This window comes from Micromonospora humida, assembly GCF_016901255.1.
Lineage (GTDB): Bacteria > Actinomycetota > Actinomycetes > Mycobacteriales > Micromonosporaceae > Micromonospora > Micromonospora wenchangensis.
Genome location: NZ_JAFEUC010000015.1, coordinates 204,086 through 221,992, shown reverse-complemented (window position 1 = coordinate 221,992; position 17,907 = coordinate 204,086). Strand labels below are relative to the sequence as shown.

Annotated in this window: 20 protein-coding genes; 10 read left to right on the top strand and 10 right to left on the bottom strand. The window is 73.6% G+C overall.

Going from position 1 to position 17,907, the window contains the following annotated elements; translation table 11 throughout:
- Positions 1-418: 418 nt before the first annotated feature.
- Positions 419-1,015, top strand: coding sequence for a DUF1684 domain-containing protein (locus tag JQX11_RS26795; protein WP_204927704.1), 597 nt, complete (start codon positions 419-421; stop codon positions 1,013-1,015).
- A 60-nt stretch (positions 1,016-1,075) separates the two neighbouring features.
- On the opposite strand, the gene JQX11_RS26790 is transcribed toward JQX11_RS26795, so the two are convergent.
- Positions 1,076-1,330: a flavin reductase gene (locus JQX11_RS26790; RefSeq protein ID WP_204927703.1), complete on the bottom strand. Its 255-nt coding sequence runs from the start codon at positions 1,328-1,330 to the stop codon at positions 1,076-1,078.
- Positions 1,327-1,608 (bottom strand): hypothetical protein, encoded by a 282-nt coding sequence (locus tag JQX11_RS26785; protein ID WP_307826363.1) that lies wholly within the window; start codon positions 1,606-1,608, stop codon positions 1,327-1,329. The genes JQX11_RS26790 and JQX11_RS26785 overlap by 4 nt, the downstream gene beginning before the upstream one ends.
- Positions 1,609-2,038: 430 nt before the next feature.
- On the opposite strand from JQX11_RS26785, the gene JQX11_RS26780 reads away from it, so the two are divergent.
- Complete coding sequence (locus tag JQX11_RS26780; RefSeq protein ID WP_204927702.1) at positions 2,039-2,806, top strand: DUF5753 domain-containing protein; 768 nt, start codon at positions 2,039-2,041, stop codon at positions 2,804-2,806.
- On the top strand, positions 2,797-2,988 hold the full coding sequence (locus JQX11_RS26775; protein WP_204927701.1) for a DUF397 domain-containing protein: 192 nt from the start codon (positions 2,797-2,799) through the stop codon (positions 2,986-2,988). The genes JQX11_RS26780 and JQX11_RS26775 overlap by 10 nt, the downstream gene beginning before the upstream one ends.
- 195 nt (positions 2,989-3,183) lie before the next feature.
- Here the strand turns inward: JQX11_RS26775 and JQX11_RS26770 are convergent, their stop codons facing one another.
- On the bottom strand, positions 3,184-3,771 hold the full coding sequence (locus JQX11_RS26770) for a YflT domain-containing protein (protein ID WP_145918815.1): 588 nt from the start codon (positions 3,769-3,771) through the stop codon (positions 3,184-3,186).
- Positions 3,772-3,921: 150 nt separating this feature from the next.
- On the opposite strand from JQX11_RS26770, the gene JQX11_RS26765 reads away from it, so the two are divergent.
- Genes JQX11_RS26765 through JQX11_RS26755 form a run of 3 tightly spaced genes read left to right on the top strand, consistent with a single transcriptional unit; the run spans position 3,922 to position 7,132 of the window.
- Positions 3,922-5,769: a glycoside hydrolase family 15 protein gene (locus tag JQX11_RS26765; protein WP_204927700.1), complete on the top strand. Its 1,848-nt coding sequence runs from the start codon at positions 3,922-3,924 to the stop codon at positions 5,767-5,769.
- Positions 5,770-5,809: 40 nt separating this feature from the next.
- Positions 5,810-6,589: an SDR family oxidoreductase gene (locus JQX11_RS26760; protein ID WP_204927699.1), complete on the top strand. Its 780-nt coding sequence runs from the start codon at positions 5,810-5,812 to the stop codon at positions 6,587-6,589.
- Between the two features lie 42 nt (positions 6,590-6,631).
- Complete coding sequence (locus JQX11_RS26755; RefSeq protein ID WP_204927698.1) at positions 6,632-7,132, top strand: metallophosphoesterase family protein; 501 nt, start codon at positions 6,632-6,634, stop codon at positions 7,130-7,132.
- 2 nt (positions 7,133-7,134) lie between these two features.
- On the opposite strand, the gene JQX11_RS26750 is transcribed toward JQX11_RS26755, so the two are convergent.
- Complete coding sequence (locus JQX11_RS26750) at positions 7,135-7,350, bottom strand: DUF3072 domain-containing protein (protein ID WP_204927697.1); 216 nt, start codon at positions 7,348-7,350, stop codon at positions 7,135-7,137.
- Positions 7,351-7,444: 94 nt separating this feature from the next.
- Here JQX11_RS26750 and JQX11_RS26745 point away from each other — a divergent pair, with 94 nt between their 5' ends.
- The gene (locus JQX11_RS26745; RefSeq protein ID WP_204927727.1) at positions 7,445-8,383 is read left to right on the top strand and encodes an NAD(P)/FAD-dependent oxidoreductase; all 939 of its coding nucleotides are present in this window, start codon (positions 7,445-7,447) and stop codon (positions 8,381-8,383) included.
- 29 nt (positions 8,384-8,412) lie between these two features.
- Here the strand turns inward: JQX11_RS26745 and JQX11_RS26740 are convergent, their stop codons facing one another.
- Together JQX11_RS26740 and JQX11_RS26735 are read right to left on the bottom strand one after the other, a co-directional pair.
- Complete coding sequence (locus tag JQX11_RS26740; RefSeq protein ID WP_204927696.1) at positions 8,413-9,708, bottom strand: cation:proton antiporter; 1,296 nt, start codon at positions 9,706-9,708, stop codon at positions 8,413-8,415.
- A gap of 160 nt (positions 9,709-9,868) precedes the next feature.
- Positions 9,869-11,989, bottom strand: coding sequence for an ATP-binding SpoIIE family protein phosphatase (locus tag JQX11_RS26735; protein ID WP_204927695.1), 2,121 nt, complete (start codon positions 11,987-11,989; stop codon positions 9,869-9,871).
- Between the two features lie 187 nt (positions 11,990-12,176).
- Here JQX11_RS26735 and JQX11_RS26730 point away from each other — a divergent pair, with 187 nt between their 5' ends.
- Positions 12,177-13,049 carry a mechanosensitive ion channel family protein gene (locus JQX11_RS26730; RefSeq protein ID WP_204927694.1) on the top strand — a complete coding sequence of 291 codons (873 nt, stop codon included), beginning with the start codon at positions 12,177-12,179 and terminating at the stop codon, positions 13,047-13,049.
- A 66-nt stretch (positions 13,050-13,115) separates the two neighbouring features.
- On the opposite strand, the gene JQX11_RS26725 is transcribed toward JQX11_RS26730, so the two are convergent.
- Together JQX11_RS26725 and JQX11_RS26720 are read right to left on the bottom strand one after the other, a co-directional pair.
- A complete protein-coding gene (locus tag JQX11_RS26725; RefSeq protein ID WP_204927693.1) occupies positions 13,116-13,481 on the bottom strand; it encodes a DUF6401 family natural product biosynthesis protein in 366 nt (121 codons plus the stop codon).
- Between the two features lie 189 nt (positions 13,482-13,670).
- Complete coding sequence (locus tag JQX11_RS26720; RefSeq protein ID WP_204927692.1) at positions 13,671-14,600, bottom strand: hypothetical protein; 930 nt, start codon at positions 14,598-14,600, stop codon at positions 13,671-13,673.
- 206 nt (positions 14,601-14,806) lie between these two features.
- Between JQX11_RS26720 and JQX11_RS26715 the strand changes: the two genes are divergently transcribed.
- On the top strand, positions 14,807-15,640 hold the full coding sequence (locus tag JQX11_RS26715; protein WP_204927691.1) for a hypothetical protein: 834 nt from the start codon (positions 14,807-14,809) through the stop codon (positions 15,638-15,640).
- A gap of 19 nt (positions 15,641-15,659) precedes the next feature.
- Here the strand turns inward: JQX11_RS26715 and JQX11_RS26710 are convergent, their stop codons facing one another.
- Positions 15,660-15,872, bottom strand: a complete 213-nt coding sequence (locus JQX11_RS26710; protein ID WP_204927690.1) for a hypothetical protein — start codon at positions 15,870-15,872, stop codon at positions 15,660-15,662.
- Between the two features lie 161 nt (positions 15,873-16,033).
- Here JQX11_RS26710 and JQX11_RS26705 point away from each other — a divergent pair, with 161 nt between their 5' ends.
- Positions 16,034-17,410, top strand: a complete 1,377-nt coding sequence (locus tag JQX11_RS26705) for an MFS transporter (RefSeq protein ID WP_204927689.1) — start codon at positions 16,034-16,036, stop codon at positions 17,408-17,410.
- 142 nt (positions 17,411-17,552) lie between these two features.
- On the opposite strand, the gene JQX11_RS26700 is transcribed toward JQX11_RS26705, so the two are convergent.
- Positions 17,553-17,816, bottom strand: coding sequence for a hypothetical protein (locus JQX11_RS26700; protein WP_204927688.1), 264 nt, complete (start codon positions 17,814-17,816; stop codon positions 17,553-17,555).
- Positions 17,817-17,907: the final 91 nt, after the last annotated feature.

The window sequence follows — 17,907 nt, the reverse complement described above, 5'->3', positions numbered from 1 at the left end:
CCACAGATGCTCAATCACCTGCCGATGACCCGCTGTCAACACATGCGCCCGCGCCATCCCCACTCCTTCGACCGATCCATACCGTGATCAACGATCACTTGCACAGACCGGTCGAACCCGCCGCCCGAATGCTGACGCAAACTTCTTGATCACCGCCGCTCGGCGCGGTGTCCCGGTGGAGCGTCCCGTGATCAAGAGGTTTGCGTCACCGTTGAGCCGATTTCCGCCCCAAACTTCTTGATCACCGCCCCGTGGGCGCGGTGTCCCGGCGGTGTCCCCGGTGATCAAGAAGTTTGCGTCATCGTTCAGCCCGATACTGACGCGAACCTCTTGATCACCGGGGGCAGCGGCTCGGGGGGAGAACGGCTCAGGGTGGGAGAGGGGTGGGTCGGGTTCGGGGGCTGGTTAGGGTCGACGGGTGGACGACCTCGACGTGCTCGACTGGCGGGAACGCACCGCCGCGCTCTACCTGTCCGACACCGACCTGGCCGGCTTCCGGGCCGCCCGGGACGAGTTGTTCCGCAGTCACCCGGCCAGCCCGCTGCCGGCCGCCGACCGGGCCGGTTTCCCCGGGCTCGGTTGGTTCCCACCGGACCCGGCGGTGGTGGTCGAGGCCCTGCTGCGACCCGCCCACGGCACCGAGACCATCGACACCGGGGGCCCCGACGGGGTGGTCCGCTACCGGCGGCTGGCGGTCGCCGAGACCCCGTGGGGGCCGCTGACCCTGTGGTGGATCGAGGCGTACGGCGGGGGACTGTTCGTCCCGGTCCGCGACGGCACCAGCGGCCGGGAGACGTACGGCGGTGGCCGGTACCTCACCGACACGGTCAAGGGGACCTTCGGGCGGGGACTCACCGTGCTCCCCGGTCACCGGGTACGCCTCGACGCCAACTACCTCTACAACCCCAGTTGCGCGTACGACGACACCTGGGCCTGCCCGCTGGCACCCCCGGAGAACCGGCTCGCCACACCGATCCGGGCCGGTGAACTGGTCTATCCTCGCCGCGACCGCTGACCCTGCCACGTCCCCGCCCCGCCCCGCCCCACCCGCCCCGCCGCTCGGCGAGAGGTGAGGTCAGCGGCCGGCCTGGCATGCCCAGGTCAGGAATCGGTCGGTCACGTCCACGGGCCTGCCGCCGTCGAGCTGCGTGAGCTGGTCTTCGGCTTCCTCCTTGAGCGTCGACAGCAGGGTCAGCAGACCCGGCCGGTCGTCGGCGTACGCCGCGAGGAGCGCGAGTTTCGCTTCCCCGCAGGGCCACGGGTGGGCGTCGATCCGGCAGAGCCAGGTGGGTGGTAGCGGCGTGTGCCGGCCGGGAAGCAGCTCGGTCATGCCACCATGACCCTTCCCGGGACCGGCCTGCGCGGAGCCGGTCGACGGGGGCCGGGCTCCAGACGCGTCGCTCCGGCCGGCATCAGGAACAGGGTCCGCCGCCGGACCGCGTCGCCGGCTGCGTCCAACTCGTAGGCGTCGATCCACAACCAACCGTCGTACGTGTGCCGGTCGGTGAGCACCCGGATGACCCGTACCGTGATCGGACGGATGAACTGCACGCTCGCGGCGCGCGTCAGGTGGAGCACGTCACCGGGGCGGATCGTGTGCGGGGTCACCGGGCTGGCTCCCGTTCCAGCCGGGGGGTCCGGCGGTGGCAGTGGGTCCGGCGGTGGCAGGGGACGGCGTTCGCCAGCCGGCCGGGGCCTCGCCATGGTGGGATGAACGGCCCGATCGGGCCGGGCACCGACGGGCGTGCCGGTGGTGGGTCGTCGTCAGGCTTGCGGTGCGGCTCGGGCGGCGGTGGGCGGTCGGGCTCCGGCGTGTCCGGCATGGTGCTCCCCCTTCGTAGCGGTGGATGGAACGGGGGCCGCCTCCTGCCCCTCCACAGGAGACGGCCCCCGCAGCAGACGCGGCCGGCGGATCTCCCCTCCAACCGGCGGCGCCGCTCTGGACTCCACCTTGCCGAGGGTTGTGGAGCAAACACACCGCGTAGCAATATGCAGGCAGACGTTCATAACGTTCGGCCGCAACGTGGGAGGGAGCGGGATGAATCTGGCAGTCAAAGAGGCCATGGCGCAGACCGGGGAGACCGCCGAGAGTCTGGCAGCTCAGGTCGGGGTCGACCCGAAAACCGCAGCCAGGTGGGCACGCCACGGGAGCATCCCGCAGACCCGGCATCGCGCCAAGGTCGCGGCGGTCCTGGGCCGCGACGTCCTGGACCTCTGGCCGGATGCGGTGAAGCGCCACGAGCCGGTCTGGTTCCGACGATGGGTGGACATCGAGCGCGAGGCGGTCGAGCTGCGATGGTTCGAACTCGCGTGGGTGCCGGGACTCCTGCAAACGGAGGCATACGCGCGGGCGACGCTGGCGCTGGCGACACCCACCCCCGAAGAGGTCGACGAACTGGTGACGACACGGATGCAGCGGCAGGCGATCCTCCACCGGCCAGAGCCTCCGCTCGTCGTCGCGGTGATCGATGAAGCGGTCCTCCGGCGGCGTGCAGGCCGCGACGGCAAGCTGATGCGCGAGCAGTGCGAACACCTCGCGGCCTGCGCCGAACTGCCGTGCGTGCAGGTGCACGTCGTACCGCTCGACACGCCCATCTACCTGGGCATGGGCGGTCCGTTCATCCTGGCCGAGCTGCCGGACGGTGCGCGGATGGCGCACCAGGACGGTCCGGCCAGCGCACACATCATTGACGACGCGGCAGAGATCGCTAGCCTTGAACGTAGGTGGGCCCGCATAGTCGGCGAGGCCCTACCCCGGTCGCAGTCTCTCGACCTCATCAGGAAAGCGGTGGCAGCATGGACCTGACCGGCGCGCGGTGGCGCAAGAGCACGAAGAGCGGGGACAACGGCGGCGCGTGCGTCGAGGTCGCCGACAACCTGCCCGGCGTCGTCCTGGTGCGGGACACGAAGGACCGTGAGGGTGGGACGCTGGCGTTCGCGCCGGGTGCGTGGCGGGGGTTCGTGGACTTCGCGCGGGCGTCCCGCTAGCCAGAAATCTCAGGCCCCCCGTCGGCCGGGGCATTCCTCGCTGCCCGGGTGACGGGTGCTCCCGGCGTGTCGTGGTCGGGCCGCCCGCCCCGGTCAGGGGCCGACGACGCGACCGCCGCCCTGGCGCGACCGCCGCCCCGGCGCGACCGCCGCCCCGGCGCTGGGCGCGTCGGGACGGCGGCGGGGTCGGACGGGTCAGCGGGCCGTGGCCCCGGTCGGGGTCAGGTGCATCCGGCCGAGCATCTGCCGCGCCTGGTCGGCCAGGGCGGCGTCGACGGTCACCGCGTACTGGCCGGCGCGTAGCGAACTGGCCGAGGTGAAGTCGCGCTGGCCGCCGGACATGGCGTGCGCCACCGCGCCGAACACGGCACCCCAGATCGCGCCGATCACCAGTCCGACCAGGATCACCGCGAGCCAGTTGCCGACCGTGAAGATGCCGAACAACAGGCCGATGAACAGACCGAACCACGCGCCGGTGCCGGCACCCAGCAGGGCGGCGCGTCCCGTGGTGAGCCGGCCGAGCACCGTCTCCACCAGGGTGAGGTTGGTCCCGACGATCGCGGTGTGCTCCACCGGGAACCGGTTGTCGGCCAGGTAGTCCACCACGCGCTGCGCGGACGGGTAGTCCGGGTACGCACCGATCGTCACCGTGGGCGGACCGGCCTGCGGGCCGTGTCCGTCCCCCGGTGGGGTCGCCGGCCGGCCGGCCGGACCGGACGGGAGGTTGTCGCCGCCCGGCATCCCGGGGCGCCAGGTGGCGGTCGGGTTCGCTGCTCTGGTCATGGCTCCTCCTTCGTCAACGACCGGCGTTCCCGCCGACCCGCCGGGATAACACCCGGCGGCCCGGCAATAGGAGCGGCCCGGCAATCCGGGCCGCGGGGACAACCCCGCCGGGCGAGGCATGCGGTACGAGGAGCCCGGGTAACCCGCCCTGTGGACAGCGGACGGATCAGCGAGCACGGGTTCCTCGCCGACGGGCGCAGCGCCGCGCTGGTGGACCGGCACGGCTCGGTCAACTGGTGGTGCCCGGCCCGGTTCGACAGCCCGTCGGTGTTCGGGCGGCTCCTCGACGACCGGGCCGGGCACTGGTCGATCGCCCCGGAGGGCGACGACGTCCGGGTGTCCCGCTCCTATCTGGACGACTCGCTGGTGCTGCGTACCGTCTTCCACACCGGCACCGGCTCGGTGGCGGTCACCGACGCGCTGGCCCTCGAACCGGGGGCGCGGGGTCACGACATCGGCCTGCGTTCGCCCCGGGTGCTCGCCCGGCTGGTCGAGGGGCTCTCCGGCGAGGTGCCGGTACGCGTCGAGTTCGCGCCCCGGTTCGAGTACGGCCGGGTCACCGCGTACCTGACCCACGCCGACGGGGTGATCGACGCGCGGGCCGGCGCGTGCCGGCTCAGCCTGCGCTCCGACGTACCGTTGGCCTGCCGGCACGGCGACGCCGTCGGCCGCGCGACCGTCCGGGCCGGGGACACCCTGCGGCTCACCCTCGGGTACGCCCCGACCTACGACGGCGGCGAACCGGCGCTGCCCGACGCCGACCGGGTGGTGGCCGACGCGGTGACCGGCTGGCGCTCCTGGGCCGACCTGCACGACTACCGGGGCCTGTACCGCGACCAGGTACGCCTCAGCGCGATGGTGGTGCAGGGCATGACCTACCAGCCCAGTGGCGCGATAGTCGCGGCGGCCACCACCTCGCTGCCGGAACAGGTGGGCGGCGACCGTAACTACGACTACCGCTACGTCTGGGTCCGCGACTTCAGCCTGACCCTCCAGGCGCTGTGGCGGTCCGCCTGCCCGGACGAGGCCGACCGGCAGTTCTCCTGGGTGGCGCGGGCGATGGGCCGCATCGACGACGGCCGGGTGCCGATCATGTACGGCGTCGAGGGGGAGCGGGACCTCACCGAACACTCCCTCGACCACCTGCGCGGCTACGCCGACAGCCGACCGGTGCTGGTCGGCAACGACGCCTGGACCCAACGGCAGAACGACGTGCTGGGCGAGATCCTCGACGCCGCCTGGCTGATGCGGCACTACCTGGACCCGATGTCGCCCGACGTACGGCACCTGCTGCGCGCCCTGGCCGACCAGGCGGTCCGGGCCTGGCACCTGCCGGACTCCGGCATGTGGGAGTCCCGCGACGCCGAACGGCACTACCTGTCGTCGAAGGTGCAGTGCTGGACGGCACTGGACCGGGCGGTCCGCTTCGGTCACCGGCTCGGTGACCCGGCCGACGTCGGGCGGTGGACGCGGGCCCGCGACGAGGTCCGCGCGGCGGTGCTGCGGCGGGGGTGGAACGACCGGCTGGGCGCGTACACCGGGGCCTTCGACTCCGACCGGTTGGACGCCTCGGTGCTGCTCATGCCGCTTGTCGGGTTCCTGCCCGCCGCCGAGGCGAGGATGCGCTCCACCATCGACGTGGTGGAGCGGCGGCTGTCCCGCGACGGGCTGCTGCGCCGCTGGGACGGTGACCCGGCCGGCTTCGTGATCTGCTCGTTCTGGCTGGCGAGCTGCCTGGCCCTGGCCGGCGAGCAGGAGCGGGCCACCCGGCTGTTCGAGCAGCTCGCCGGCCGGGTCAACGACCTCGGCCTCTACGCCGAGCAGATCGACCAGGTCACCGGCGAGCAGGTGGGCAACTTCCCGCAGGCCTTCTCGCACATCGGCCTGATCAACGCGGCCGGGTTGCTCACCGACATCGCCGAACGACGACGCGACCTCGCCACCGACCGGCCGCATTTCGTGACGACCGGCACCGACGTCGTGGCGACGTCGACGTGAGCCGTGCCGACCGGCACGGACCGACGGAGAGGACACGCTGATGAGCGGACGACTGACCGGCCGCACCGCCCTGATCACCGGCTCGGACTCGGGTATCGGCCAGGCCACCGCGATCGAGTTCGGCCGGGAGGGTGCCGACGTGGTGGTGCACTACCTGCACGACCACGCCGGCGCGAACCACACCCGGGCCGAGATCGAGAAGGCCGGCCGACGGGCGGTGGTGGTACAGGGCGACATCAGCGTCGAGCACCAGGTCGAGGCGATGTTCGACGAGGCGCTGGCGGCGTTCGGCGCGCTTGACGTGCTGATGAACGACGCCGGGGTGGACGCCTCCGGCATCGGCGTGGCCGACCTGGACACCGAAACCTGGGACCGGTGCATCCGTACCAACCTGTACGGGATGTTCTTCTGCTGCCGACGGTTCGTCCGGCACCGCCGCGACCAGGGCGGCGGTGGGAAGATCATCAACATCACCTCGATCCACCAGGAGGTCGCCCGGGCCGGCGGGGCGGACTACGACGCCAGCAAGGGCGGCATGCTCGAACTGGCCAAGAGCCTCGCCCTGGAGGTCGCCCCGATGCGGATGAACGTCAACAACATCGGACCCGGGATGGTGCTCACCCCGTTCAACCAGGAGGCCATCGACGACCCGAAATACCTGGAAGAGCAGGTGCAGAGCATCCCGTGGAAGCGGGCCGCCGAGCCGGTCGAGATCGCCCGGCTGGCCGTCTTCCTGGCCAGCGACGACGCCGACTACGTGACCGGGTCGACGTACTTCATGGACGGCGGCCTGATGCAGAATCAGGGTCAGGGCGCCTGAGCCGGCCGGCCGCGCCCGGCCCCCGCCCGGAAGGCCCGCCTGATGCGGCTGCTCATGATCGCCGACACCCACCTGCCCCGGCGCGCCCGGGACCTGCCGGACGAGGTCTGGGCGGCGGTGGACGCCGCCGACGTGGTGCTGCACGCCGGGGACTGGGTCGAGGTGGAGCTGCTCGACCGGCTGGCCGACCGGGCCCGCCGGCTGGTCGGCGTGTACGGCAACAACGACGGCCCCGACCTGCGGGCCCGGCTGCCCGAGGTGGCGGAGGTGGAGCTGGCGGGCCTGCGGGTGGCGGTGGTGCACGAGACCGGGCCGAAGACCGGCCGGGAACAGCGCTGCGCCACCCGGTTTCCCGACCGTGACCTGCTCGTCTTCGGCCACTCGCACATTCCGTGGGACAGTGTCGCGCCGGGCGGCCTGCGGCTGCTCAACCCGGGCTCACCCACCGACCGGCGGGCCCAGCCGTACGCCACGTACCTGACCGCCGAGGTGGCGGCGGGACAGCTCGACCGGGTCGTGCTGCACCGCCTGCCACCCCGCTGAGGTCACCGGCCCCGGCCGGTCTCCTCCTGCAATTCGTCGATCCGCCGGGACGCCTCCGCCTTGGTCAGGTCGTCCGGCACCTCCTCGCCGGCCTCCCGGGCGAGGGTGTGCAGGTACGACTCCTGGGCGGCGGTCGGCGGTTCGTCCCCGGTCACCCACTCCTCCGGGTCCTTGATCGCCCCACGTGGGTCGGGCTGCTGGTCGTTGCGGTCGGTCATCACGTTCACCTCTCCTCGAACAGCCGTGCCAATACCCCGCCGGTCGCCCGCTCATGCCGGTCGCGGTGCCTACGATCAACAGGTGGACACGGACGTGATCGTGGTGGGTGCCGGCATCGCCGGGGTGGCGTGCGCCGGGGAGCTGGCGCGGGCGGGCGTACCGGTGCAGGTCCGGGAACGCGGTCGGGTGCCCGGTGGCCGGATGGCCAGCCGACGCTTCGACGGCCGCCCCGCCGACCTGGGGGCTGCGTACCTGACCGCCGACGACCCGGACTTCGCCGAGGTCGTCCGGCGCTGGCAGGCCGCCGGGCTGGTGCGGGAGTGGACCGACACCTTCGTCGCGTACGGCCCGGACGGCCGGCGGGAGGTGCCCGGTCCGGTCCGCTGGGCCGCTCCACGCGGCCTGCGCTCCCTGGTCGAGGAGCTGGCCCGGGAGTTGCCGGTGACCGTGGACCGGTTCGTGTCGGGCGTCGCACCGGGGCCGGTGGTGGACGGGGAGTCCGCCGCTGCCGTGGCGCTGTGCACCCCGGGGCCGCAGGCCGCCCTGCTGCTCGACCCGGCGCTGGCCGGGGTCACCCGGGCCGCCGGCCGGCAGCGGTGGTCGCCGGTGCTCGCGGCGGTGCTGCGCTTCCCCGGCCGGCGGTGGGCCGACTTCCGGGGCGCGTTCGTCAACGACCACCCGGTGCTCGCCCTGGTCTGCGACGACGGCGACCGGCGGGGCGACGCCGCCCCGGTGCTGGTCGCCCACACCACGCCGGAGTTTGCCGCCGGGCACCTGGCCCAGCCCGGCGCGGCGGGCCCGGCGATCGAGGAGGCCGTGCGGGACCTGCTCGGGTTGCCGGACCCGGCCGAACTGACCCATGTGCACCGGTGGACGTACGCCCGGCCGGTCGAGCCGGACCCCGACGGCGGGTTCTTCCTCGACGACGACCTGGTCGGGCTGGCCGGGGACGCCTTCGGCAGGCCCCGGGTGCAGAGCGCCTGGCGCTCCGGCCGGGACCTGGGCCGGGAACTCGCCCGCCGGCTCACCTGACCGTGCGGCCGGCGCGGTCCGGTGCCCGGTCAGCTTCGGGCGGCGTCCAGGGCCGGCTCGTCGCGCCGGCCCCGCTCCGACGGGTCGGCGGTGCGTTCACCGGCCCGGTCCAGCAACTGCATCACCGGGGTCGCGGCGATCCCGTGCACCACCACCGACACGACCACCACCAGGCCGACCGTCGCCCAGATCAGGTCCGCCTGGGCGAAGTCCGCCTTGGTGGTGGCGTACGCCAGGTAGTAGAACGAGCCGACGCCCCGGATGCCGAACGACGAGATCACCCAGTGCTCCGCCGGGCGACCCGGTGCGCCGCGCAGCGACAGCCAACCGAACAGCGGCCGGATGACGAACACCAGCGCCAGCCCGACCGTTGCCGCCTGCCAGGTGAGCGGGGCGAGCAGGCCGGTGATCACCGCGCCCCCGAACAACAGCAGCAGCAGGACGGTCAGCAGCCGTTCGGTCTGCTCGGCGAAGTCGTGCAGCACGGCGTGGAACTCGTGGGTCCGTTCGGCGGCCCGGATCGCCCGCGCGGCGACGAACACGGCCAGGAAGCCGTACCCGCCGATCACCTCCACCAGCCCGTACGCCAGGAAGGTGGCGGCCAGCGCGAGGAAGCCCTCGGCGTGCCGGGCCAGCCGCAGCTCGCTCGGGGCGCGGAAGAACAGCTTGCCGAGCAGCCAGCCGATCAGCAGGCCCCCGCCGATGCCGACTGCCAGCTTGTAGAGCACGTCGACGGTGAACCACTCGGCGAACCAGCCCGACGGGGCAAGCCCGGCGGTGGCGATCGCGATGGCCGCGTAGACGAACGGGAAGGCCAGGCCGTCGTTGAGGCCGGCCTCGGAGGTCAGCGCGAAGCGCACCTCGTCCTCGGAGTCCTCCGCGTCGGTGGGCTCGCCGACCTGCACGTCGGAGGCGAGCACCGGGTCGGTGGGGGCGAGGGCCGCGCCGAGCAGCAGCGCGGCGGCCGGCACCAGGCCCGCCCACCACCAGCCGAGCAGCGCCACCGCCGCGATGCACAGCGGCATCGCGATCGCCAGCAGCCGCCAGGTGGACGACCATTTCCGCCAGCTCAACGGTCTGTCGATCTTGAGGCCGGCGCCCATCAACGCCACGATCACACCGATCTCGGTCAGGTGGGTGGCGACCTGCGGGTACCGCAGCGGGTCGGGCGCGGGCAGCCCGATCGGCAGGGCGAAGACCAGCATCCCGAGGCCGAGGAACGCTATCGGCATCGACAGCGGACGACGCTCCAACAGGCGGGGGAGCACCCCGGCCAGCAGGGCACCCACGCCCACCAGCGCGAACTCGACATCGACCAGTTCCACCCCGACCGCCTCTCACCCCCGGCCACGAGCGTGGGCGGGGGTGGGACTGTGCCCCGTGACCGGCCGGGCTAAGCCTGGGTGTCCGGCTTGTCCCGGCACGGGCGGTCGATCACTGGCCGCCGATGGCCGCCGGCCGGGTCGGACCCACCGGCACGGGCGGTCAGGTCGGAGGCAGGAGGATCTCGAACCAGACCGTCGAGCCGCGTACCGTCGGGTCGGTGCCCCAGGCGTCGGAGAGCTGTTCGATCAGCCCGAGGCCCCGGCCCCGGCTGCTCAGCGTGTCGGTCTGGGCGCGGGTCACCGTGCCCCGGGTGCCCGAGTCGGCCACCGACACCAGCAGCCGTTCCGGGCTCAGGTCGATCTCCACCCGGGCGGCGGTGCCGGCGTGCAGCAACGCGTTGGTGGTCAGCTCGCTGGTGCACAGCACGGCCGCGCCGATCACCGCCTCGGGCACCTGCCACTCGGCGAGCTGTGCCGTCATCCAGTGGCGTACCCGGCTGGGCGCGGTCGGTTCGGCGGGCATCTCCATCCCGGCCGACCGGCTCGGCTTGAGCGCGTGCTCGACCGCGAGCACCGCCACGTCGTCCTCGGTGGCGCCGGGGACCGCGCCGGTGGCGACCGCGCACAGCGCCCGGGGGTCACCGCTGGCCGCCCCGGCTACCGCCGCCGCCAACCCGGCCAGGCCGGCGGTGAGGCTCTGCCGCCGCCGCTCGACCACCCCGTCGCTGTAGAGCAGCAGGGTGTCGCCGGGGGCGAAGGGCACGGTCGCGGTGGGCGGCCGGCACCCCAACCCCAGGGGCGCGCCGGTCGGCAGCTCGACGAAGTCGGCGGTGGCGACGCCGTCCGGCCCGGTCCGCCGGATCAGCGGCGGGGGATGACCGGCACTGGCCAGGGTGATCTCGCCCCGGTCGGCGTCGACCACCCCGAAGGCCACCGTCACGAACAGCTCGTGGGTGCCGGTCTCGGTGCCCAGGCTCGCCACCAGCCGGTCCAGCCCGGCCAGCACGGCGTCCGGGCGGGGATCGGTCAGCGCCAGCGCCCGCAGCGCGGCGCGTACCTGCCCCATCCGGGCCGCCGCCTGCACGTCGTGCCCGGCGACGTCGCCCAGCACCACGCCCAGGTCACCGGAGGGCAGCAGGAACGCGTCGTAGAAGTCGCCCCCGGCGGCGTTGCCGTCGACACCGGGGTCGTAGCGGGCGGCGATGCGCAGCCGGGGCAGCGCCGGCAGTTGCTCCGGGAGCATGCTGCGTTGCAGCAGCTGGGCGGTGCCGTGCTGGGTCTCGAACCGGCGGGCGCGCTCGGCAGCCTGACCGACCAGCTCGGCCGAGGCGGCCAGCAGCGCCCGTTCCGCCGCCGTCCAGCCGTGCGGGGCCTGGTAGCCGACGGCGAGGCCGCCGCGGATCACCGACGAGCGCAGCGGCAACGCGGCCAGCGAACGGATCTTCTGGTCGTGCCGGTCGACGGCGGTGTCCCGCAGCGGCTGGCCGTCGCCGGCGAAGAAGGGCACCCCGCTGCGCGCGCCGACCACCACCGGGGCGGTGGTGTCCGGCGGGACGGGCCGCCACAGCGGGGGCAGCCGCTCGTCGGCCTCGTCGAGCAGTTCGCCCCGGATCCGGCGGACCAGCCGCCAGGCGGGACCGTCGTCGACGGCGAAGGAGACCTGGTCGGCGTCGAAGGAGTGCAGCGCGTAGCGCAGCGTCACCCGGGCCACGTCGTCGAGGGTGAGGGTGCCCGACAGCGCGGCGGCGAAGTCGGACAGGCTCTGCAACTGCTGGGTGAGCTGGCTGGTCTGGGCGGCGACGGTGAGCACGCCGACGATCCGCCCGGTGCTGTCGCGGACCGGGGAGTGACCCCTGGTGAAGACGGTGTGCTCGCCGGTGCCCTGCTGGTGGACGGGGAGCACCGACTCCTTCTGGAGGAAGGACTCGCCGTACCGGTAGGCGCGCTCGATGACCTCGCCGACGCCGGGGGCGTGCCACAGGTCGGCGTAGACCTCGGGGGCGGGCCGGCCCATCGCGTCCGGGTGCCGGTCGCCGATCACCTCCGCGTACGCCTGGTTGTAGAGCAGCACGAAGTCGTCGCCGTAGTGCAGCGCCATCGGCACGGGGCAGGACAGGATCACGTCGACCAGGACGCGGATGGTCACGTCCCAACCCTGTTGCGGGCCCAGCGGGGTGTCGGCCCACGGGTGGGCGGGCACTGCCGTCGCCTCCGGTTCGACCCCGGCCGGCCCCGGTGCGGGGGTTGGTGACGTCGGGACCCGCCCGACCGTGCCTGGCATGCCCGCAGCCTATCCGGAGCCGGCCCGGACGACCCGATCATGCCCGGCGCCTCCACTGACGCCGACCTTCGTGCAGTTCCGGCCACTTTTCTATAGACATGTCGGGAAAATCGGTGCGGATTCTCCGGCGTGCTGCTGCGGCGGACGGGTAACCGGGCGGCGCAGTCCATTGGACAGGAGGGACATCATGCCGGAAACCCTTGCGGTCAGGCAGGTCGACATCGGTAGCGCCTTGACCGACATGTGGCGATCGGTGCTGCTGTTCGTGCCGAGAGCCATCGCGTTCATCGTCATCCTCGTGGTGGGCTGGCTCATCGCCCGCGCGGTACTGAAGATCGTGGACGCGGCGCTGGAACGGGTGGGTTTCGACCGGGCGGTCGAACGGGGCGGGATCAGACGCGCGTTGGAACGCACCAAGTACGACGCCAGTGACATCCTGGCCCGCCTGGCGTACTACGCGGTGCTGCTGTTCACCCTGCAGTTCGCGTTCGGGGTGTGGGGCCCCAACGCGATCAGCGACCTCATCCGGGGGGTGGTGGCCTGGCTGCCACGGGCGTTCATCGCGATCGTCATCGTGGTGGTGGCCGCCGCCATCGCCAACGCCGTGCGGGACCTGGTCTCCGGTGCGCTCGGTGGCCTGTCGTACGGCAAGGTGCTGGCCGACCTGACTGCCGTCTTCATCCTGGCGCTCGGGGTGATCGCCGCGCTGAACCAGGTCGGCATCGCCACCACGGTCACCACGCCGGTCCTGATCGCGGTGCTCGCCACCGTGGCCGGCATCCTGATCGTCGGTGTCGGCGGTGGTCTGGTGAAGCCGATGCAGTCCCGCTGGGACGGCTGGCTGGACCGGGCGGCCGAGGAGTCGCGGGCGGTCCAGGAGCACCGGCGGGCCCGCGCGGCCGGGCAGGGTGACATGAGCCGGCAGATGGCCGACCGGGGCGGCGAGCGGACGCAGGCCATGCCGCGCGTCGACGAGGCCCGCACGATGGCCGGTGGCCGGGGCACCTACCAGTCCGGCTCCGGCGACGAGACCCAGCAGTTCGGCCGTCCGGGCAGCTGAGTCGACAGCACACCTACAGGCAGGGTGTCCGCGCACGGCGCGGGCACCCTGCCTGCGTGCTTCCGGTCAGGCCGGGTCGAGGTGCCGGGGGTCGAGGGTGCGGGCCAGGGCGCAGACCGCGAGCAGGCGGACCAGCACCCAGTCCGGGGCGGTGAAGTCCGCCGCGCCCTCGGGGAACAGGCCGTGCGCGCGGGCGGTGTCGCGCACCCCCTCGGCGTAGCCGGCCAGGGCGGCCGGGGTCAGCGGCTGGCGGTCACCGTCGAGGCTGTCCCGGATGGCCGCGGCGTGCTGGTCGACCAGCGCGAGCAGGCCGGGCCGGGCCGCGGCGGCGGCGAGGCCGGGGGCACCGACCGAGGCGCTGAGCAGGGCCAGGTGGGAGCGTGCCGCGCGCACGGCGGTCTGGGTCGCGACCTGGGGGTACGGCACTCGCATGAGGACCGAGGTTAACCACCCGGTAACCCCGGCGGTGTCGGCCAGCCGGCCGGTACGGGTCCCCCCGCCGGTCGACCGGCCCTCGGCCACCGGGACCGATCCGCCCCCGGCGGCCAGACGGCGCACCGCCCACCGGCGGCGTCGGGGCGGACAGCAACGGGACGCGGTGCCGGAATCCGCCCCGGCGCGTCAGGGGGTCAACGACCCGAGCAGCACGGTGCCGCCGCACGGCAGCTGCCCGACGTTGCCGACGGTCAGCACGTACTGCCGTTGGCGGGAGCCGTCGGGGTTGGCCCGCTGCACGTACCGGCTCCGGGTCACCTCCAACTGGCAGGCGTTGCCCCCGGCGGCTCCCGTCGGGGCCAGGCCGGGCAGGTAGACAGCGGTCAGCGGGTTGGCGTTGTTCCAGGTCCAGGTGGCCGAGCCCCCGACGGCGAGCGTCCCGGTCGACCACGACGCCGACGGGTCGGTCTCGGCGAGTTGGAACTGACCGGAGCAGGTGATCGTGCCGATGTTGCGGAGCACGAAGTAGAACTTGCGTACCCCGTCCGGTTCCTGCCGGTACCAGCTGCGGGTGATCTCCAACTGGCAGGCGGCCGTCGCGGTCGCCCCGGTCGGCGTCACCCCCAGCAGGTACGACACGGTGGGCGCGATCTGCTCCACCCAGCCGTAGTTTCCGCTGGCCCCGGGCGCGAGCGCGCCTGTCGACCAGTCGTGGGTCGGCGTCAGCCAGGACAGCAGGACGGTGGCCGTGCAGGTGAGCGTGCCGCTGTTGCGGATCACGAAGTGGAACCGGCGCTCGCCGCCCGGCTCCCGGGAGTACCAGGTCCGGGTCACCTCGAACTGGCAGGGGGTCGTGTCGCCGGCCCCGGTGGGGGACAACCCCACCTGGTAGGCGGCATTCAGCGGGTTGGCGTTGTTCCACACCCAGCCCTGGCTGACGCCCGGTGCGACCGGGCCGGTGGACCACGTCGCCTGCGCGGCGGCGCTGCGGACGGCGGCGAGGTCGCGGGCGTCCCGCTCGCCCACGACCGGGGCGGCCGACGCCGGGGTCGGGGTGAGCGCCACCACCACCAGCAGGCTCAGCAGCCACGTCCACACCGTCGGTCGTCTCGTCACGGTCGGCGCTCCTCGGGGTCGGGGTGCCGGGGTACGGCGACCGGAGCACGGCGGGTGCCGGGCCCGGTGCCGGTGTGCGGCGGCATGCCGACAAGGTCGCACACCGGTGGCCGCCGTGGCGGGGCCGATATCCGACAGCGCGGGACGACGCCCCGGGCGGTGCGGCGTCGCTACAGTCCAGATCCCACCCGGAAGGAATCCCATCGATGGCTCTGTCCCGTTCCGCCCGCCGGTGGTTCGGCGTGCGCCTCGCCGGCACCGTCGCCCTGGCCCTGACCGTGCCGCTCGCCCATCCCGGGGCGGCCGTGGCCGGCACCGGGCTCGGCGACGGCGACGTGCAGATCGCCCGGACCGCACAGGACTACACCTACCGCACCTACCAGCGGCACTGGTCGGTGGTCGCCGTCCAACCCGCCGCCACCGCCGACTGGGACCTGACCCTGCGCGACGCCGCCGGCAGCACGCTCGCCACCAGCCTCTACGGGCTCGGTCGCACCGACTTCGTGGTGGTCGACTCCACGGCCGGGCACCGGCCGTTCGGTGCCTACACGGCAGCGGTCACCGCGTACACGCCCGGCCCGTACTGGGTGCAGCAGCGCACGGACACCACCACGATCACCCTGCCGCCGGTGACGCACTCCGGCACCACCGGCGCGTCCGACCCCGACCTGACCTTCTCCAGCCTGGTCGACCACGACCTGGTCACCATCGCCGACCTCTGGCTGACGGCGGGGGAGTCGTTCTGGGCGCACACCACGACGGCCGCGTCCTCGCTGCTGCTGGCCGGGAGCGACCCGGCCGACCCGACGAGCTTCGTCCAGAGCCGGGCCACCGTGACGGCCCGGCAGCACACCGAGGTAATCGACGGCTGCACCCGGTACACCGCGCAGCGCACCGGCTGGCACGCCCTGATCCAGATCGGCGACCGCGCGCCGAGCACGCACGTCCCGACGCAGGGCACCGGGTACGCCCTGCACCGGATCGACCCGGCGCGCCCGCTCAGCTGCCCGCAGCGGGAGTTCCCCGGCCCGACCCCGTGACGGGGGGCCGCCGGGCGGTTCAGTCCGCGCTGGTGGCGTCGGCCGGGCGACGACGGCTGGCGTCGTCGGCGATGATCACGGTGGCCACCATGAGCGCGACGCAGAGGCTGAACAGCCACGAGTCGTCGGAGGAGAACCTGGCGGAGACCGGGGCCTGGATGGCGGCGAGCAGGAAGCCGAGCCAGGCCAGGCGACGCTGACGAGGGGTGAGGAAACCGGAGCCCTGTTGCATCCCGAAAGTCTTGCGCGACCCCTTCGGATTACCGTCAGCCGAACGGCGGATTCTGGACGACCTGTCCGGTTTACTGCCCGTCCGGGCGTTCCAAACCACCGGTTCGGGGGAGGCGACAATCACGTCGACCCGTTCCCGGAGATGCGGCAGGATGAGCCTCCGTGTCCGTCGCCCCGCCCCGTACCTCCCTGCTCCTGCTCGCCTACCTCGCGTTCGTCAGCCTCGGCCTGCCCGACGGCCTGCTCGGCGTCGGTTGGCCCTCGATCAGCACCGAGTTCGGCGTACCGACCGGCGCGGTCGGGCTGGTGCTCACCGCCGGCACGATCGGGTACCTGACCTCCAGCGTCCTGGCCGGGTTCACCCTCGCCCGGCTGGGCGTGGGCCGGCTGCTGGCCGGCAGCACCCTGCTGGCCAGCCTCGCGCTGACCGGGTACGCCAACGCACCGGCGCTGACCGTGCTGATCGGCTGTGCGCTGGTGCTCGGTCTGGGCTCCGGGGCGATCGACTCCGGTCTCAACGCGTACGCCGCCGGGGCGTTCGGCCCCCGGCACATGAACTGGATGCACGCCTTCTTCGGCCTCGGCGTGGCCATCGGCCCGCTGGTGATGACCGCCATGCTGAGCACCGGGGCCGGCTGGCGCTGGGGGTACGCCGTCACCGCTGCCGCCCAGCTCGCGCTGGCCACCGCGTTCGCGCTCACCGTCGGCGCGTGGCGGGACCGTGCGGCCGGCCCCCCGCCGCCGCACGCCGCGCCGGTCGACCGGACGGTCGGTGCGCGGCCCGACGACACCGTCGTCGCACCGGCCGGCCACCCCGGACCGGTCGACGGTCCGGCGGAATCCGGGCGAGGTGGACCGGTGGACGACCCGGCGGTGGCCGGGCGTGGTGGACCGGTGGAGGGTCCGACGGTGGCCGGGCCTGGCGGGTCGGACGGTGGCCCGGCGGGGGTGCGGATCGCCGACACGCTCCGGTTGCCCGCCGTCTGGTTCGGCGCGCTCGCCTTCGCCGTCTACGTGGCCATCGAGGTGTCCGCCGGGCTCTACGCGTTCCTGCTGCTCACCGAGGGGCGGGGGGTGTCCGCTGAGGCCGCCGGGGTGGCGGTCTCCGGCTACTGGGGCAGCCTCTTCGTCGGCCGGGTGGTGCAGGGGCTGGTCGCCGAGCGGCTCGGCACCGCCCGGGTGCTGCGGGGCAGCCTGCTGGGCATGGCGGCCGGCGCGGTGCTGATCGCGCTGCCGGGGCCGGGCTGGGTGACGGTGGCCGGCCTGGTCGTCCTCGGGTTCGCCGCCGCGCCCGTGTTCCCGCTGCTCACCCTGAGCACCGCCGAACGGGTCGGCCGGCAGCACGCCGACCGGGTGATCGGCGTGCAGATCGGCGCTGCCGGCATCGGGGCGGCCCTCATCCCGGCCGGGCTCGGCGTGCTGCTCGGCGACACGTCGGTGCGGCTGCTCGGCCCGGCGCTGACGGTGCTGGCGGTGGCGCTGCTGGTGGCGCACGCCGCAGCCGCCCGCCAGACCGCCGCACCGCCCCCCACCCACTGAGCCCGCTTCCGCCCTCTCGGGCTCGGCCAGCCAGGGCAACCGGGCTCCTGGGTCGATGATGCGGTGTCGTTCGACCGGGACACCGCATCATCGGCCCCCATGCCGCCGACCCCGACCCCGACCTGGACCCCGACCCCGACCGTCACATGGTGTCGGGTCCGGTCCGTCCCGTCGTGGAGGGGCGGTAGGCGCGCTCGGTGTCGGTCATCTCCCGACGCCCGGTCTGCGGGCCGGCACCCCGGTCCACCGGTTCGGGGCCGTGCCCGAAGGCGGCCTCCTCGCCCGCGTCGTTACCGGTCGGGTCGTCGGCCTGCCCGTCGATGGTGGACCTGGCGATCGCCCGGTCCAACTCCTCCAGCGGTGTCTTCCGCTCGTCCCGCCACACCCTGCCGTCGTTGTCCGTCATACCGTCGCCGTACCCCGACCCGATGATCGCAAACGGCCGGACCCGGACGCGGCGACGGCCGCCGGGGAACCGGCGGCCGTCGGATTCGTGC

Bases quoted from the DNA above. Each gene is read 5' to 3' on its own strand.
- JQX11_RS26715 (WP_204927691.1), top strand. From the start codon at position 14,807: ATGGCTCTGTCCCGTTCCGCCCGCCGGTGGTTCGGCGTGCGCCTCGCC.
- JQX11_RS26750 (WP_204927697.1), bottom strand. From the start codon at position 7,350: ATGACCGACCGCAACGACCAGCAGCCCGACCCACGTGGGGCGATCAAG.
- JQX11_RS26700 (WP_204927688.1), bottom strand. From the start codon at position 17,816: ATGACGGACAACGACGGCAGGGTGTGGCGGGACGAGCGGAAGACACCG.
- JQX11_RS26790 (WP_204927703.1), bottom strand. From the start codon at position 1,330: ATGACCGAGCTGCTTCCCGGCCGGCACACGCCGCTACCACCCACCTGG.
- JQX11_RS26725 (WP_204927693.1), bottom strand. From the start codon at position 13,481: ATGCGAGTGCCGTACCCCCAGGTCGCGACCCAGACCGCCGTGCGCGCG.
- JQX11_RS26760 (WP_204927699.1), top strand. From the start codon at position 5,810: ATGAGCGGACGACTGACCGGCCGCACCGCCCTGATCACCGGCTCGGAC.
- JQX11_RS26735 (WP_204927695.1), bottom strand. From the start codon at position 11,989: ATGCCAGGCACGGTCGGGCGGGTCCCGACGTCACCAACCCCCGCACCG.
- JQX11_RS26755 (WP_204927698.1), top strand. From the start codon at position 6,632: ATGCGGCTGCTCATGATCGCCGACACCCACCTGCCCCGGCGCGCCCGG.
- JQX11_RS26770 (WP_145918815.1), bottom strand. From the start codon at position 3,771: ATGACCAGAGCAGCGAACCCGACCGCCACCTGGCGCCCCGGGATGCCG.
- JQX11_RS26710 (WP_204927690.1), bottom strand. From the start codon at position 15,872: ATGCAACAGGGCTCCGGTTTCCTCACCCCTCGTCAGCGTCGCCTGGCC.
- JQX11_RS26775 (WP_204927701.1), top strand. From the start codon at position 2,797: ATGGACCTGACCGGCGCGCGGTGGCGCAAGAGCACGAAGAGCGGGGAC.
- JQX11_RS26780 (WP_204927702.1), top strand. From the start codon at position 2,039: ATGAATCTGGCAGTCAAAGAGGCCATGGCGCAGACCGGGGAGACCGCC.
- JQX11_RS26730 (WP_204927694.1), top strand. From the start codon at position 12,177: ATGCCGGAAACCCTTGCGGTCAGGCAGGTCGACATCGGTAGCGCCTTG.